Source organism: Nostoc sp. UIC 10890, assembly GCF_054786515.1.
The window spans coordinates 4,628,664-4,645,399 of record NZ_JBSGKF010000001.1; the positions used below are offsets into that span (position 1 = coordinate 4,628,664).

Consider the following 16,736-nt stretch of genomic DNA (forward strand, 5'->3'; position numbering starts at 1 on the left):
TAAATTTAGCTTTTTTTGTCAATTGGATATTAATTCCTAGAATTTACTGATTTTAAAATTTAGTTATTGATTAAAATTGTAATTGCTAGAAATAGTGTTTACAAATATCTACTTACGCTATTTAACTTTTATTAAATTTTTAGTCAAAACTAACTATGGAAATAATATTTATATTTTTTGGGTGTATATTTGTTGTAATTATATATACATTTGCAGTACAAGTTACACAAGGCAAAGAAATTAATACAATAGAAAATGAACACTTAAAACCAATTCTTGAAAATCTATACAATAATCCCAGAATTGCCTCACAGCATACAGAATTTTTATTTAAATTGAAAAAGATAGATGCGAAGTTAGATAAATTTAAAGAAAGTAAGCTTGTATATTCACCAAGTGAAAATATCTTAGGATTACTTATCAAGCATTTAGATAAGTATCCCACAGACACATTGGCACATGAGCGTTTTATGAGTATTGTGGAGAGATCAAATCAGATAAGTGAACCTGGGTTTAAATTATTAATCCAACATCTAGAAAGAAACTCTGATGATCCTTCAGCAAATGAGAGATTTGCACAATGCATTAATAATTCGCCAATTTTAACAATTGTGATTTTTGAGCCAATTCTTAAATATTTAGACAAATATCCTACAGATCCGCGGGTACATACAATATTTATACAAGGAATAAATAAAATAATATTGGCAGGTAATAATTTAAGTCAAATAGCTTATACCAAGGCGCTAGAAATATTAGAAAAAAATCCAGATAATATAACTGCTAAAAAGTTTGTTTTAGATGTTGGTAGATGGCATTTTGGAAAATTAAGGTCTGGTAAAGTAACTATTTATGATGAACAGGCTATCCAAAATGATATTGCTGTACGGTCAAGTTAATAGTGAATTTAGTTTATTGATCTTGAGTAACCTCTCAATAAGCTATCGTAGCTTACAACTACAACCTAAACTTAAGTACGATCGCACTCCACAAAATCAACTCAAAGAATCTGGATCTATCCCCAACTTTCGCAACTCTTCTGCCAGTCTTTGAGCGCGTTCTTCAGCAGTGATAGCGCGTTCTTCGGCAGCGATCGCTCGTTCTTCTGGTGTTAAATATCTGACTCCTTGTGTGTCATACCAATACAACCAATCCCGCGTAATTCCCTGATAGGTTCCCCGTTCATAACCAATTGCTAAACCTATCTCTGACAACCAAACGAGATTTCCTGGCTGCAATACATATTCACCATTTACAAAGCGATAAACTTCTAAAGGTGGTTTTCTCCGGCGTTGGGGATTGTAAACAACATAATACAAAATCTCCATCTCAGCATAAAGTTTCTTTTTGCTGGTGTATTTTCCACGCCGTCTGTGAGAAACAACTTCTAATGCCATAATCGGCATCACCTTTTCTTCCCACAACACATAACTTAAACGCAAGTTCTCATCAAAAACTCGCTCGACTCCTAAACTTAAAAACCCATCAGGCACAATCGGCGGTAATTCGGGATTGTAATATATCCCCATATCAACGCCAAAAAACCAATCCATCCGGTTTGTCCACAGCCAAGCTAATATGGCTTCTAGCAAACCAGGAATCAAATGTTGTAGTTGATTATCCACAGGTTCATCGTCCGAATCGGGCAGATCCTCGGCGGAGGGTAAGCAGTGCAATGGGTTGTAATTTAACATGGTGGGTGCAAGCGCAAACTTATAATATTGATGATATCTATCCACCTCTGACTTTTTCTTGCGATAATTCCCAAGGGGGACGCGCTCCCCACAGGTTAGTCAAAGGTGGATAGATGACACTCAAGCGGTTAGTTTTAATTTTTGTGCTGACGCCGATAGCAGTTCTGTTGGCGGTTTCCTCTTTATTCAGTAGTTGGCAACAACCTCAATTTCAAAGTCGCCTGGAACTATATCAAACCAATATTGCTTTACAAGCTCAAGCTTGGCAATCAGAAGATAGCAGCGATGACAATCTCCAAGGAATTCGGGAAGCAATACTTGGTGAGCAACCCCTGGAGGGCGCTACAAAGCAGTATCAGGAGGCGCGTCAATCAGTTCAAGCTAATTTGGACAAAGTCAACAATCAACTTACACAATTACGCTCTCAACCTGAAATAACTCCCACACCTCCGAAACCTCTACCTGATGTTTCTCCCACGACTAAAACCTCTAAACAGGGACAGCAACAGTTAGAGCAGTCTTTTAAGCAATTACAAAAATTATTAGCTGAATTAGACCTGCGGCTGGGAATTTTACAAGCACAGCAAGGACAGACGGATACAGCTCTCAAAACTTGGAGCGAATTACAACAACGCTCAGATATTAATCCAGAGTTTGGAGAAACCGCAGCTGTATTGAGTGGACTGTGGAGCAATCCTCCCCGTCTGCTCCAAAATGCTCAAGAACGAATTCAAAGGAATTTAGAAGGTTGGTTTCGCTCTACTACTTTGGTTCAACTATACCAACTCCAGCAACGACAAGATGCTTTATCAGCAGTTAAAGCTGCACAACAAGAATCTGCTGCTCAAGCAGTGTTGAAATTAGCGGTTATTGGCACTATTCCTACATTGGCAGCTTTAAGTGGTCTAATATTGCTGATTTTCTTATTTGCTCAACGCTTGTTAAAAGGAAAAGCCTCATTACTAGCTCAAAATGCTGATATCCCTTGGTCAACACCTTGGGATGGTGAAACGATTTTGCAGGTTTTTGTCGTCGGCTTTTTCTTCATGGGGCAAATTTTTGTCCCTTTAGCCCTATCCTTACTCCCTATCCCGCGTCCCGTCTCTGATGTGCGACTTCAGGCTTTTTCTGTTTTGGTTAGTTACTTACTGGTAGCATCGGGTGCGCTGTCAGTGCTGTATTTCTCTCTTAAGCGCTTTTTTCCACTACCAGAATTTTGGTTTCGCTTTCGTTTTCAAGATAAGTGGTTTTTGTGGGGACTGGGAGGCTATTGTGCGGCTTTACCTATAGTTGTGGTGGTATCTTTGATCAATCAACAGCTATGGCAAGGACAGGGTGGTAGTAACCCACTGTTACAACTAGCGCTGGAAAGTCAAGATGGTGTAGCACTTGGCATATTTTTCTCTACAGCAGCGATCGCAGCTCCATTTTTTGAAGAAATTTTATTTCGCGGCTTTTTGTTACCTTCTCTGACTCGCTACTTACCCGTGTGGGGATCAATTCTGATTAGTAGTTTGTTGTTTGCGATCGCTCACCTCAGCTTATCGGAAATTCTTCCCCTCACCGCATTGGGGATCGTTTTAGGGGTAGTTTACACGCGATCGCGAAACCTCCTCGCTCCTATGCTCCTCCATAGCCTTTGGAATAGTGGTACACTGTTGAGTCTATTCATTTTAGGTAGCAATTAGCACAAAAGAATTACTGTTGCCTAAGACTAAAATATTTGCTTTTATCTGCATAAGTGGGGACAATTTACGAATTACGTTAGCGCAGCGTCTCGTAGAAAGCGGCATTACGTTAGCGTAGCGGTAGCGAGTCCGCAAGCGTCATTACGAATTATTTTAATTGTCTTCTCAAACCGTTTTAGCTGTCATAAATTTGATTGCAATTCCGTTTTGCGCTTATGGAAGTAGGGATTGGCAACTAAAAACAGATTAGAAAGATATGGAAGATGTCTCTTGCGCTTCTATATTTAACTAGTCTCGTAATGATGCGATGGCGTTTCACGCCCACTGGAAGCGGTGTCTATGATGTGCTACGCCTACGCAAAAAAATCCGGAAATAATACTGATGGACTTGTAAAAAGTAGTGTATGTAGCAGCTTTTGCTGATTACTGAGGTTCATTTTTCTCAAGATAAATGTCTTACCTAAAAATCTATTGATTAAGCAAATATATTTACTTGCTTTCATTACAATAAAGACTTTATTTTTATACTCACTTATAAAGGAGCAGGACTCAATTATGTCAAATCTCAACCCCAGTCACCCTACCAAACAACTTCTAGCTGGTTACTGTGGCATTATCCTTGGAGCATTTGGGGTTCATAAGTTTATTCTAGGATACGCTTCGGAAGGCTTTATCATGTTGGTGATTTCCGTAGTTGGGGGTTCTTTCACCTACGGTATTGCCTTGTTAATTATGCAACTTGTAGGTTTAATTGAAGGCATGATCTACTTGAATAAGTCTCCTGAAGGATTTGTAAATACCTACTTTGTGAATAAGCAGGGTTGGTTTTAGAAACTTATATTTCACGTTTGCATTATTGCGTGAAGTTACATATAACGAATTTGTCAAAATAATTAATAATTTTAACCTGTCAGAGTACAGAGCTAACATTGAATTTTTGATTTAGTGTTGACTCTGTACTCATTCTTTAATTATAAATTATTCAATTAATGCTTACATCTAGCGGAAAAATTAGGTGTAAATTTATAGAACTTCTGTCGGATTTTTGAACAAGACTCAGTACTCATCTATCCCTTATTTCCTGTTAAGAGTTCCCTACCCAAGTGAGTAAACTCTCCGAATAAAACCAGATTTCTATATATCTTCTAAATTGGGTAAAATTTGACAATTTATTACTGCGAGAGATATGGAGATGCCAAGTAAGAATAATTACATTAAAATTGAGGCTGTCATTTATAGTTGAGGAGTATGACTCATAGTGTCTAATATCAGCCCCAGTGATACTAACAGCAAAAAAGTTGCAGCTGGCATCTGCGCTATTTTGTTAGGAGCTTTAGGTGTTCACAAGTTTATTCTTGGTTACAATACTGAAGGTCTGATCATGCTGCTTGTTACCCTACTTACATTTGGTTTGGGTGGGGCAATAATGGGGATTATCGGTTTGGTTGAGGGTATCATCTACTTAACTAAGACTGATGAACAATTCCTCAATGCTTACATTGTCGAAAAGAAAGGCTGGTTTTGATTACCTGCCTCTGAAGTTTTGTTTGCCGTTTTAATTCAATGTTCATTGGTGTTTGAATTATCTCTTTAATCTTTTTTCATCCCAAGGGAAATTAGTTCGCTGGGGTTTACTAGGATTTTCCTGTACACCCCTACTTGGTACTTGTAGCCGTTCTCACTTGGGTGAGATACAAGAACCCCTCCTTGCTATTCGATAGGAGACTATGATGTTCCTTGTATGATTAGGAAATTCTATATTTTGATCACCAAGGTTATAGAGTAGGATTCTTAGTTTGCCCAATACGGAATTTAACTGGAATTTCATGTCAAACTTGTGGCGTGACTTGCTCTTTTATGGCTATTTCCCAAGAAATTTGGTTCAAGCAGTGGCAGAAAATTTAAAATTTATTGTGTCTTTTGTACAGTATTTCTAAGTATTACTAGAAATTTTTTCTAAAAAATTCTCAATCTTACTTCTATGCCAACTATCAAACGTAAACAGCTAATCTGGATATTCTTCTTATTGTTGGGCTTGGGCTATTTCAGCGCTATGTCTAATTTGGAAATTCACAATTTTTGGAAAAGCCTAATTGTACTTATGCCAATGCAGGTTGGAGCTATTGTTTATGTAACTTACCTACGATGGAGCCGTCAGTGACCCTCAGCAGAGTACGATAAATTAAGAAATTTAATAGGGTTGACATACAGTCGTAGTTCCATATTTAGCCTACGCTCAAATTAGAGACGCTTTTAGTCAGGCGTTGAATTTCTGTAGCGAATCTAAACACTTGCCATGCAACTTGTCCCGAAAACTAAGCTAGCCCCAGAACTTGACCCAATCTTAGAGAAAATTATTCTCGATGTTGGGGGTATGAAGTGTGCTGGGTGTGTGAATGCAGTAGAGCGACAGCTAACCCAACATCCAGGAGTCAAGAGTGCTTGTGTGAACCTGGCCACAGAGGTAGCTGTTGTAGAGTCAGAAGTTGGTGCAGTAGATGTAAATGCACTGGCAGAGAAATTAACAGCCGTTGGATTCCCAACTCAACCCCGAAAAGCTAGCGGCACAGTCGCAGGCGAAATATCTACCTTACCAGACCCAGCAGAAAGACAACGCCGAGAAATGCGATCTTCTTTTAGGCAGTTGGCGATCGCAGCAATGTTGCTAATATTGTCGGGAAGTGGGCATTTTGGTAATCTTGGTAGCTCAGTGCTGCCAGTGCTGAATAACATCTGGTTTCACTGTGGATTGGCGACAGTGGCACTATTAATTCCCGGTCGCCCGATTTTAGTCGATGGTTGGCTGGGCTGGCGGCGAAATGCACCTAACATGAACACTCTGGTGGGATTAGGAACGCTGACAGCCTACATTGCTAGTTTGGTAGCGCTACTCTTTCCACAATTGGGTTGGGAGTGTTTCTTTGATGAACCAGTAATGATGCTGGGCTTTATTCTTTTGGGAAGGACATTAGAACAACAAGCTAGAGGTCGCGCCGCTGCCGCATTTAGGAAATTACTAGCACTCCAGCCACAAGTAGCGCGATTGATTGCCAACCCAGAGAAAGGAGGGGTGGGGTCTTCTAGTGTAGAAATTCCCGCTGAACAGGTGCGTGTTGGTGAATGGTTACAAGTGCTGCCAGGTGATAAAATCCCCGTTGATGGTGAATTGATGGTTGGTCAAACAACGGTTGATGAGTCAATGCTAACTGGGGAAGCCGTACCAGTAATTAAGCAACCTGGAGATACGGTGACAGGGGGCACACTAAACCAGTCAGGAGCGATCGCTATTCAGGCAACCCGTATTGGAAGTGATACAACTCTAGCTCAAATTGTCACCCTAGTAGAAGCCGCCCAAACTCGGAAAGCACCAGTACAAAAATTAGCAGATACGGTAGCTGGTTACTTTACCTACGGTGTACTGACAGCATCCATATTGACATTTGTATTTTGGTACTTTTTCGGTACTCACATCTGGACTGATATCACCATGTCTGGTGGCATGGAAATGATGAGCCACGCTACACATAATGCTCACCACTCCCCACTCCCCACTCCCCACTCCCCTTTATTAATTAGTTTAAAACTAGCGATCGCAGTTATGGTAGTCGCCTGTCCCTGTGCTTTGGGACTTGCCACCCCAACAGCCATTCTTGTCGGGACTGCTATGGGCGCAGAACGGGGTTTATTAATTAAAGGCGGCGACGTTTTAGAAAGAGTACACCAGTTAGACACCGTAGTATTTGATAAAACCGGCACTTTGACCACAGGTAATCCCATCGTCACAGATTGTCTGTTAATTGAGGAAATGGGGACTGAAAATTCCCAATCCCTAATACAACTAGCAGCAGCCGTAGAAAGCGGTACTCACCACCCTCTAGCAAAAGCGATTCAGCAAGAAGCACAACGGCAACAGTTATCTATTCCAAATGCTGTGGATTTTCACACAGAACCAGGATTAGGGGTGTCTGCTGTGGTGGAGGGTAGAGTTGTACTCTTGGGTAACTGGGACTGGTTGAGTTGGCACGGTATTTCAAGTAGTGAAACCGCACAGCAGGTAGCACAGGATTTAGCAACAGATGGTAAAACAGTCGTTTGCGTAGCAGTTGGAGGAAATTTGGCCGGACTAATTGCTGTTTCTGATACCCTCAGACCAGATGCCCGTTCTACCGTAGACAAATTACGTCAGATGGGATTACGGGTAATGTTGCTCAGTGGCGATCGCAAAGAAGCAGCTAGCGCCATAGCCAAACAACTAGGAATAGATAGCGTTGATGTAATAGCAGGTGTCCCCCCAGCCAAAAAAGCGGCCGCAATACAGTCTCTCCAGAAAGAGGGACTGGGGACTAGGGACTGGGGACTAGGAAAAATTCTTCCCAATCCCCATCACCCCTTATCCCCAGAGGGGGCACCACAATCCCCAATCCCCAATCCCCAATCCGTTGTGGCAATGGTAGGAGATGGAATCAACGATGCTCCAGCTTTATCGCAAGCAGATGTAGGAATTGCTTTACACTCAGGGACAGATGTGGCGATGGAAACTGCTGAAATTATCCTAATGCGCGATCGCTTAAATGATGTCGTCGAATCTATTCAGCTTAGTCGCGCCACCTTCAACAAAATCCGCCAAAATTTATTCTGGGCTTTTGCATATAATACTGTTGGCATTCCTTTAGCAGCAGGTGTTTTGTTCCCTAGTCTGGGTTTTGTCCTTAACCCATCTGGTGCAGCTGCACTAATGGCTTTTAGCTCTGTTAGCGTCGTCACAAACTCAATATTATTAAGGCGATTAGCTCATCACTCGTAGAATACTCTTTTACAGGTAAATTTCCAAGCACAAATCTTGGTTATTCCCATATAAAGTTAAACTGAGTCGTATTCAGTTTTTACGCAGCCCAAAAAGCTTTTTAAGACACTTACCAAAGCTATGATAGCTACTGGAGTAGAACGGATATGTTCTACTCTTTCAAGGTATCATGCAATTTTAAAGCTTATTTAGACCGGCACCACATACTTATGGTGCGCGAAAATGAAAAAATACGATACTAAAAAATCTTGAATCACAGTTTCACAAATTTGTCAATGGCAGCAGAAAATAATGAAAACCATCTACTGATTATTGAAGACGATCAAGGTCGCAAAGAATTTTCTCTGGAGCAACCCGTCTACTCTATTGGTAGAGATCGCGAATGTAATATCCGTTTGATGTCGCAGTTTGTCTCCCGACGCCATGCCACATTAGTGAGATTGCCACGTGAGCATAATAGTCATAGCTACTATTACCGGATTGTAGATGGCGATGCTAAAGGTAAGTCTAGTTCTAACGGTTTAATGATTAATGGACGCAAGATACCATCTCACGATCTCAGAAATGAAGACGAGATCGTTTTTGGGCCTCAAGTACGTGCCATTTATTACCTTTTAAGAAACACTCAGCGTTTGGGACAAACGGATTCGAGCGAGTACGATATTACACTAATAAACCCCGGTATGGCCGAGGATTTAGAGGATATAGAAGACTGAATTATAACTACCAATCAAAGTTTGACATTCCCGCAACTTAAAGCTGTGGGAGTGTCAATTCAACTACCAAAGCTATCCTGCAAGACTTTCAATCAAATGCCAATGGCGGCTATTTTCAATAGCCTGCTTGATAAATTCAAACATTTGTCGGCAGTAATTATCTAGTTGGAGTGGTAGTTCTTCATTTTTAAGCACAATACTCATCCGGGTTTCTGCTTCAGTAGATTTTGATTTATCAATCAGTACTTCTACTGTTACCAATTTAGGAAAAGGAACATTTCCAGGAACCTCACGAGCGATAATGTAATCGGCCGTATTGTATTGAATATCCAACTGACAGTCCTGTAGAAGTTCTACAAGTAACGGCAACAGATGGTCACTAGGAACAGAAACAATAAATGAACAGGTATAGCGAGCCATAATAGCCCCACGCCTTGCAACACTCCGTCCATCCTATAATACCGAAGCATCTAAACGGAAAGTCATTATAAAAGCAAAGTTTTTGAGTTTTGAGGTTAGGCATTACCAAGATATACAGTTTACCCAATTTTGTGAAGAAGGCAGGAGGCAGAAGGCAGAAGGCAGAAGGCAGAAGGCAGTGTAGGCTTCAGACCTACACTGATTGCAGGACACCTGTGGCAGAGATTTTGGAATGGGTCTTAAACCCAAGACTCGTCTGGTCGCGGTAGGAAACAAAGGGCAGTTCTCCTCCTGCCCCCTGCCTTCTTTGGTAAGCTGAAAGTTTGATCAAAAACTTTACAATAAAGGTTTGGCTGAGGTAGAAAATGAAAGTCGCAATTACTGGAGCAACAGGATTTGTTGGTAGCCGTTTGGTACAACGACTCCACGGAAAAGGTCACAAAATAGTAGTATTAACTCGGAATACCACCTTTGCTCAAAAGGTTTTTCCATCTGAGGCTTTCCCCAATTTCGAAATTGTTGCCTATACACCAAATGCATCTGGTTCTTGGCAAAGTGTCATTGCTAGTTGTGATGGCGTAGTTAATTTGGCAGGAGAACCTATTGGTGAAGGACGCTGGACACCAGAACGGAAACAAGAAATCCTCAATAGTCGGAAGTTTGGTACACAAAAAGTAGTTGAAGCAATAGCCAACGCTAACCCCAAACCAACTGTGTTAATTAATGCTTCAGCCATTGGCTACTACGGCACCAGTGAAACGGCAATCTTTGACGAAACAAATCTATCTGGTAACGATTTTCTTGCCCAAGTCTGCCAAGCCTGGGAAGCTGAAGCGAGAAAGGTAAAAGATGCTGGTGTCCGCCTGGTAATTCTACGTTTTGGGATTGTTCTGGGCAATGGTGGTGCTTTAGGTAAAATGATTCCACCTTTCAAACTCTTCGCTGGTGGGCCTATTGGTAGTGGTCGGCAGTGGTTCTCATGGATTCACGTAGACGATTTAGTTAGCCTGATTCTGGAAGCTTTAACTAAACCGGAAATAGAAGGCGTATATAATGCAACCGCCCCTAAACCAGTTCGGATGGCAGATTTAAGCCACACTTTGGGACAAGTTATGAATCGCCCTTCTTGGTTGCCTGTTCCTGCTTTTGCGATCGAAGCCCTTTTAGGAGACGGGGCTATAGTAGTTTTAGAAGGTCAGCAAGTCATCCCAAAACGCACGTTAGAAACAGGTTTTGAGTACAAATATCCTAATTTGCAATCCGCATTAACACAAATTCTTAATTAAAAGGGAGTGGGGATTGGGGATTGGGCATTGGGCATTGGGCATTTAAAAACTTTTCCCTGTTCTCTGTTCCCTATTCCCTATTCCCTATTCCCCAGTATCCAGTCCCTAGTCCCTAGTCCCCAGTCTCTTGACTATTGACTAGAGAGAAATTTCCTGGAAACCCAACTGATAATACCGCTAAGAATAGCACCGCCCATGAGGATACCAATTGCTGGGTTAAACACAGGTTGCCACAGTTGATGCCACAAATCCAAACCCAGGTTTATTCCCACAGCATCACCGATCGCAGCGATCGCTAACCAGCCAAAGCCAAACAAAACCAAAAAAACATCTGCGACTAAAACCATGTTTAGCCAATTTAACAATTTATCTTTCATGATTGAATTGGGGAATGGGAAATGGGGAATGGGAAATGGGGAATGGGGAATGGGGATTGGGGATTGGGAAGAGACAATTTAGAGACTTACTTCAATAAATTCCCCCTAATCCCTAGTCCCTAGTCCCTAGTCCCCAGTCCCCAATCATCATTTTTCAAACAGCCAATTTTTGACTTTTGTCAAACTCTGCCAATCTGGTTTTCTACTTAAACCGTCTTCAATACTATTTTTTATTTCATCACTCCATTCTTCATTGACAAATATCAACTGCTGTGCTATGTCAATGTGTTCTCGCAAACCTTTTTGACCCGTTTCTAGCATTGCTAAGGCGAGATTGATTCTAGCTTGTGGATCTTGTGGGTTTAACTTGACTGCCTTTTGTGCGGCTTTATATGCCAAGTTGGGTTTGCTATCGAGTAGATACAACCACGCTAAACAAATCCAAGCAGCACTAGTTTTAGGAGCGCGATCGCATACTTCTTTAAACACAGGGATTAAAGATTCTACTGATTCTCCAGCTTTATAGCGTTCTAAACCTGTATCAAACAGGGATTCAACTGTATTAGTCATTTGTCATTAGTCATTGGTCATTAGTCATTAGTCATTAGTCATTGGTCATTTGTGAAGGACAAAAGACAAAGGACAAATGACAAATGACAATATTACACCCCAAATGACTTACCGCAACCACAAGTTTGGCTGGCATTGGGGTTAGTAAATTGGAAGCCACCGCCAATCATGGCATCGCTATAATCGAGCATTAAACCGTAGAGATATAACAGGCTCTTGCGATCGCTGACAATTTTGAAGCCATCATAGTCAAAAACTTCATCCTGAGGGGTGATCTTGCTAGTGTCTTCAAAGTCCATCATGTAAGACATCCCAGAACAGCCACCCTGACGGACTCCTACCCGTAAGCAGAAGTCTGTGCCTTGCTTGTCCCGGAGGGATTTTACCTGCTTCAATGCGGCTTCGCTCAACAGAATTCCGCGTTGTTGAGCCTGAATTGCTTGTGTCATCTGCTTTTTCAACTCCTTAACTTAGTTTAAGCTTTACCCTATATCAGCTTGTTAATGCCTGTAGGTTGCCCTTGGTGTTTTTGTATTCATTCTAGCGGCATCTAAGCCGCTAGATGCCAAATTGTAAACACTCCGTTAAAAGCAGCCAAAAATTTTTATTCTAGAATTGAGAGACTCAGTATGTTTATACGAGAAGGCAGGAGGCAAGAGGCAAGAGGCAGGAGGAAATAATTATGAATGAAAGTTTTAATTCTCGGTATAAGATTCATTTTAAAAAGATGAATTGTATCGAGACATATAGCGGAAAATACATTCGTAGCCGATCTAGTCTTCTCTATTGGCGTCTCCCCTTCTTCTACAAGGAAGTAAGCTACGCGCAGTGTCTCCTAGAGAGAGTCTAGGATGCATTCCAAATGGATTATTTGGCATCGTTGTCCACAGCCTAAGTCTCACGCTTTTAAATATGGGTTACTCCTGCCTCCTGAAACATTCGGTATTTTTGAAGTTCAAGCCTTGTGGCAACCTGAAAAGCAACCACCTTCAGGTGCAGCCATAAAAATTTAATCTGAGGCTAGCTATCTCCCAAAGTTTACTTCCAAATTGCTTCTTTTGATCTCTATGACAAGTTTTAATCGCTCTACCAGTCGTCGGTTGAAGAAATTAACTCAAATTCCTTCTGTATGGGAGGGCGATCGCCGTCCGTTGTCATCACCAAACCAGTTCTCAGACTCAGAGGCAAAGGGAGAATGCATTCTTTGGGTAGATTACTCCCAAGGTGTTGTCCGAGGAATGGACGTGGTAGCTTCAGATATCGGCCCAGAAGCAATTGTTCGCACCTTAATGCAAGCAATGGAGCATCCCCAGAGTCCGGCAAGACCTGCCAGACCCCAAAGAATTGTAGTCAAAGACCGCGAGATCCAGTTTTACCTGCGGGGAGTGCTACAAGATTTGGATATTGCCATTGATTACGCACCAGAACTGCCTTTAATTGATGAACTATTTCGTGGATTCGCCGACATCCTCGATAGTCAAACGCCCGACTTACCCCCACAGTATGCACAAATCTTGCGAGAGAAAGCATTTGCAATTTGGCAAGCAGCACCTTGGGAATTTTTGGAAGAACAGCAAATTTTGTCCATTGAAATTAATAAGTGGGATGTTGGCACACTCTACGCCTCAATCATGGGAATGCTGGGAATGGAGTATGGAATTTTGTTTTATCGCTCAGAAGAGTCTTTAAAACAGTTTCGTGCCGCAGTTTTAAGAGATGAAGAATCAACGGAGCATCTAGAAGAAGCATTCCTTAAGCAAGATTGCCTGTTTCTCACTTTTGAGACTGCTGATGAAGATGATGAAGATGAGGATGAAGAAGATTTGGCCGATCTGCCATTATCAGAAATTGACCCCACCTTCGGTAATATCCACCCCTTAGAAGGACTACGTTCTGTTTTGTATGACGAAGAAGCATTGGTAATCTTGGTTGCGATCGAAAGCCTGATCCGTTTTCTTCGCGATCACCGTCGCCCGCTTCATGAAGATATCTTCCCTACCCTCAGCCGTCGCTATCGGATTGCTCTGCCACAGTCGGAAGAATCAACTAAATCTGTACCTGTGACAGTCTCTACCATGCCGCAGTTAGCAGCAGAATTAGAGGAAATGGCAGGCTTTGGTGTTGATGATCAAGAGATTGACAACCCTAATTTCCAATCATTGCAAGATGACTTGATACCAGAAGATTCCTTCCTTAGCTTAGGTGTGGTGTCTTGGGAAATGTTGGAACACCTGCGTAAGGGAGTCAGCTACCATCCGGCTGGTGAAATCAAACACGTGGGTGATGGTTTGCCGGTGATTTTAATTCAAACTTCTCGGCCCAAGGCGAAGACTGTAATTGAAAGAATTGAAACAGCAGGTGGATTGAGAGCAATTTGCTTTAATCCAGGTGCCGACCCCTTCGATGGCGATCGCTACGATCTGGGTTTATTACAAACTCAAAATGGCGAATTGTTCCTATTCGGTGAATTTTTAGACGAAGATCCGATTCATGTAGAAGCCCGAAAGAAATGGAATCAACGGTGTAAAAATACTAAGGGCTACTGTGGCTTAATTATTGCCAAAGGACTAACGGGAGCTTCCCGTGGTAATCCTCAGTTACGAGATATGATGGCTTTGTTTGAAGCGCGATCGCTTTCACCAAAAGATTTAGGTATTGGCACTCTCCAACTGATGCCCCAACTTAAACTTTGAATAGTTGCACCAATTCCTGCAATCCTTAATCTCAAATTATGGGTATGAGAAATTAAGTTAATGTGTATTTGATTTACATGTTAACTGAAACTGCACTTGGGAGGGGAAAAGGGAAAGGCTTTACCTTTTAAAATTTACCCCTCTTCTTTTTACCTACTGGTGTTGAGTGAAGTAAAAGTACTCAGGATTATCGCATTTGTAGATAGCTTATCTCTTGTAAGTGGTCTTTTAACCAGAGTTATACCAAATTAAAAAATGTTTGGACGAATAACCCCATCCGCACGACGCGCATCCTCCCAAAGTAAGGGTAGGGTTGGGGAAGCTTATTATCTATGTGTTGCATATTGGTATTAGAGCGTCTCCTGCTCCGTTCAGCATTCTTTTTCATCCAGGCAGCAAGCCTCTTCAAGTTGTACTGAATTTTTTCAAAAACCAAATAGGAGTCCTATATTAGAACACTGATTTATGGGTCTGAGACTTTTTCCCAGTCTCAGCCTGGGAATTAAGTTAGAGACGCTCTGTCGGCTCTGTCTCCAGTTTTATGCAGACGGGAATAGAACCTTTGTGTACACCTTACCTGTCGGAGCCAGATAACGAGGAAGGTGAAGGAGTTAGGTTTTTGATTATTGAAATGGTGTTTTAGGCGACCAATGGTTAGAAGTTAACTTTACCTAAATTTCATGAAGTACCTATATTTTCATCGTTTTCCAGTTATTTTACTGCGATGTTTTCAGTATAAATAACTACGGACTCCTGAAAAAATATCTGCAAAGTTTGGTTTAAGCAAACCTCGCTGACACCCTTAGATATCGGAATATTTTTTTTTAGAAGTTTTGGAGTTTAGCATCTTGTTATATATCAATATCATTAAGCAAAGGTTCAAATGTATATCTTTTTCTTTGTAATTTTTTTATAAAGGATAAAAATGAGATTATTTAGTCTCTAAATGAAGATTATTTAAAGTGCGTAAATAATGGCTATAATAAACACACCAGCAAAAAAGATTGAAATATACAATTATTTTTACAGGTATACTTACCAAATACAAAATGCTTGTAAATCAATAGTTTTTTGCCGATAATTTATCTCTTGGTTTAAATCTAATAAGAAGGTTTATTGTCCATTTTTTAGCTACATAATTGGCTAAAAATGATTTTTTAACCTCTAGATAGATGAATACAAACAATGGAAAAAATCTCTGGGTTGAAATCAAACTATATCGCTAGAGGGAAGATAAAAAATAGGCAAAATTTCATCGTATCTTTACGGGAAGTTTAGTGTAAAAGCATGAAACAAAACTAAAATATTATTATCGGCAACAGTCAAGTAACATCATATCTATTTACGGGCTAATTCATCTGTGTGAAATTACAGATAATGCTGTAAAATTTTACCACTATTCTGGGCTATTGACACCCAATAAACTGAGTCTTATCCTCTTTTTTCTGGTTACTATATTGGCACGTAAAAGCAATGAGCTTGATCGAGGTAAGCCAAAAATCATCACCGTTCAAGTAGCTCTTAACTTATTGGGTGCAGTAATGGTGCAGATGGGTGTTTGTTAAGGAGCTATCGCTCATTTGCCTACTTCATTGGGGATTATTCACGATCTACAAATACCACTCTAACCTGTGCGGAAGGTAGCATTTCAGCATAATAATGATTCTGAAAGCTTTATTTTATGGTGTTGTAGCAGATATTCTCTCTAAGTGGGTTTGGCGAACTTGCTTAAGAAATAAGGTCAAATGCTTTAAATGGAGAATAACTTTGGAAATCTTAATTGAGTCAACATTAGGTGTCTCAATTCATCTATCAAATTTCATTCTCAGGCTTTACTCATGCTGTTAGTAGGGTTATTATCTTCACAAGCAACAATGTGCTTTTTCTGCTGTCACAATCGTAACCAATAAAGTGTAGTTTTTTGATTTGTTTAGAAAATGATGAATTCTTTGACAAAACGAACATTTTTAATATTAATGATATGACTTGTTTCCTGAGACAAACTCTGATAATCTTATCGGTTCCCTCTTTACTTAGACTCTTTCGACAATCTAAAATATACAGCAGATAGCATGATAATGACAAATAAAAAATGGGCGGTTAAACGTATAACAGTCAATCTCGCAACACAGGAAGCGGAAAAACTGGAAAAATATTGCCAACAAACAGGTAGACCCGCAACCGATGTGATTCGTGAACTGATTAGAAGTTTGCCTGTTTCCGACGACGGCAAATAGGTAAGAGGATGCTTTAAGTACTTATCCAGATAACTGCTTTGCCACCAAAAAATAGCTATCATACCTTTTTGAGTCCACCGCTATGGACAATACTTTGTCTAGCTGATACAGACGCGTTTTTCTCGCGTCTGGTAATTTTTAGGGACTAAAAAAGTGATCAAAGAGGTTTTAGTATCAACATTGCCATAACTTAATATGCTGGTGGAGTTGATATTAAGTAGCAAATTCCGACACCAACCCAGTTACAATCT

The 16,736-nt window shown here is 40.7% G+C and carries 16 protein-coding genes; 11 read left to right on the forward strand and 5 right to left on the reverse strand.

Features of this window, described 5'->3' with window-relative positions; genetic code table 11:
* Window positions 1–155 precede the first annotated feature (155 nt).
* The gene (locus tag ACWATR_RS19215; protein ID WP_460335734.1) at window positions 156–899 is read left to right on the forward strand and encodes a hypothetical protein; all 744 of its coding nucleotides are present in this window, start codon (window positions 156–158) and stop codon (window positions 897–899) included.
* Between the two features lie 96 nt (window positions 900–995).
* On the opposite strand, the gene ACWATR_RS19220 is transcribed toward ACWATR_RS19215, so the two are convergent.
* On the reverse strand, window positions 996–1,694 hold the full coding sequence (locus tag ACWATR_RS19220) for a Uma2 family endonuclease (RefSeq protein ID WP_460335737.1): 699 nt from the start codon (window positions 1,692–1,694) through the stop codon (window positions 996–998).
* Between the two features lie 113 nt (window positions 1,695–1,807).
* Between ACWATR_RS19220 and ACWATR_RS19225 the strand changes: the two genes are divergently transcribed.
* From ACWATR_RS19225 to ACWATR_RS19250, 6 genes are all read left to right on the forward strand, one after another.
* A complete protein-coding gene (locus tag ACWATR_RS19225; RefSeq protein ID WP_460335740.1) occupies window positions 1,808–3,382 on the forward strand; it encodes a lysostaphin resistance A-like protein in 1,575 nt (524 codons plus the stop codon).
* Between the two features lie 555 nt (window positions 3,383–3,937).
* Window positions 3,938–4,213 (forward strand): TM2 domain-containing protein, encoded by a 276-nt coding sequence (locus ACWATR_RS19230; RefSeq protein ID WP_460335743.1) that lies wholly within the window; start codon window positions 3,938–3,940, stop codon window positions 4,211–4,213.
* Between the two features lie 427 nt (window positions 4,214–4,640).
* On the forward strand, window positions 4,641–4,907 hold the full coding sequence (locus tag ACWATR_RS19235; RefSeq protein WP_460335746.1) for a TM2 domain-containing protein: 267 nt from the start codon (window positions 4,641–4,643) through the stop codon (window positions 4,905–4,907).
* Between the two features lie 296 nt (window positions 4,908–5,203).
* The gene (locus tag ACWATR_RS19240; RefSeq protein ID WP_460340526.1) at window positions 5,204–5,287 is read left to right on the forward strand and encodes a hypothetical protein; all 84 of its coding nucleotides are present in this window, start codon (window positions 5,204–5,206) and stop codon (window positions 5,285–5,287) included.
* A 391-nt stretch (window positions 5,288–5,678) separates the two neighbouring features.
* A complete protein-coding gene (locus ACWATR_RS19245) occupies window positions 5,679–8,186 on the forward strand; it encodes a heavy metal translocating P-type ATPase (protein ID WP_460335749.1) in 2,508 nt (835 codons plus the stop codon).
* 275 nt (window positions 8,187–8,461) lie between these two features.
* Complete coding sequence (locus tag ACWATR_RS19250) at window positions 8,462–8,902, forward strand: FHA domain-containing protein (protein ID WP_069072807.1); 441 nt, start codon at window positions 8,462–8,464, stop codon at window positions 8,900–8,902.
* Between the two features lie 72 nt (window positions 8,903–8,974).
* On the opposite strand, the gene ACWATR_RS19255 is transcribed toward ACWATR_RS19250, so the two are convergent.
* The gene (locus ACWATR_RS19255) at window positions 8,975–9,322 is read right to left on the reverse strand and encodes a hypothetical protein (protein ID WP_181928255.1); all 348 of its coding nucleotides are present in this window, start codon (window positions 9,320–9,322) and stop codon (window positions 8,975–8,977) included.
* Between the two features lie 365 nt (window positions 9,323–9,687).
* On the opposite strand from ACWATR_RS19255, the gene thyD reads away from it, so the two are divergent.
* Entirely contained in the window at window positions 9,688–10,608 is a 921-nt protein-coding gene (gene thyD, locus ACWATR_RS19260) for a thylakoid membrane protein ThyD (protein WP_460335752.1), read from the forward strand.
* A 131-nt stretch (window positions 10,609–10,739) separates the two neighbouring features.
* Here thyD and ACWATR_RS19265 read toward each other — a convergent pair whose 3' ends face one another.
* The 3 genes from ACWATR_RS19265 to ACWATR_RS19275 form a co-directional block, all read right to left on the reverse strand.
* Window positions 10,740–10,985 (reverse strand): hypothetical protein, encoded by a 246-nt coding sequence (locus ACWATR_RS19265; RefSeq protein WP_181928257.1) that lies wholly within the window; start codon window positions 10,983–10,985, stop codon window positions 10,740–10,742.
* Window positions 10,986–11,132: 147 nt separating this feature from the next.
* Window positions 11,133–11,555 (reverse strand): tetratricopeptide repeat protein, encoded by a 423-nt coding sequence (locus tag ACWATR_RS19270; RefSeq protein ID WP_069072803.1) that lies wholly within the window; start codon window positions 11,553–11,555, stop codon window positions 11,133–11,135.
* A 92-nt stretch (window positions 11,556–11,647) separates the two neighbouring features.
* On the reverse strand, window positions 11,648–12,004 hold the full coding sequence (locus tag ACWATR_RS19275; protein ID WP_069072802.1) for an iron-sulfur cluster assembly accessory protein: 357 nt from the start codon (window positions 12,002–12,004) through the stop codon (window positions 11,648–11,650).
* 402 nt (window positions 12,005–12,406) lie between these two features.
* Between ACWATR_RS19275 and ACWATR_RS19280 the strand changes: the two genes are divergently transcribed.
* The 3 genes from ACWATR_RS19280 to ACWATR_RS19290 all read left to right on the forward strand — a co-directional run bounded on the left by ACWATR_RS19280 (window position 12,407) and on the right by ACWATR_RS19290 (window position 16,485).
* A complete protein-coding gene (locus ACWATR_RS19280) occupies window positions 12,407–12,568 on the forward strand; it encodes a hypothetical protein (RefSeq protein WP_460335756.1) in 162 nt (53 codons plus the stop codon).
* A 54-nt stretch (window positions 12,569–12,622) separates the two neighbouring features.
* Window positions 12,623–14,248, forward strand: a complete 1,626-nt coding sequence (locus ACWATR_RS19285; RefSeq protein ID WP_460335759.1) for a DUF6930 domain-containing protein — start codon at window positions 12,623–12,625, stop codon at window positions 14,246–14,248.
* A 2,072-nt stretch (window positions 14,249–16,320) separates the two neighbouring features.
* Window positions 16,321–16,485 (forward strand): ribbon-helix-helix domain-containing protein, encoded by a 165-nt coding sequence (locus ACWATR_RS19290; protein WP_460335762.1) that lies wholly within the window; start codon window positions 16,321–16,323, stop codon window positions 16,483–16,485.
* Window positions 16,486–16,736 lie beyond the last annotated feature (251 nt).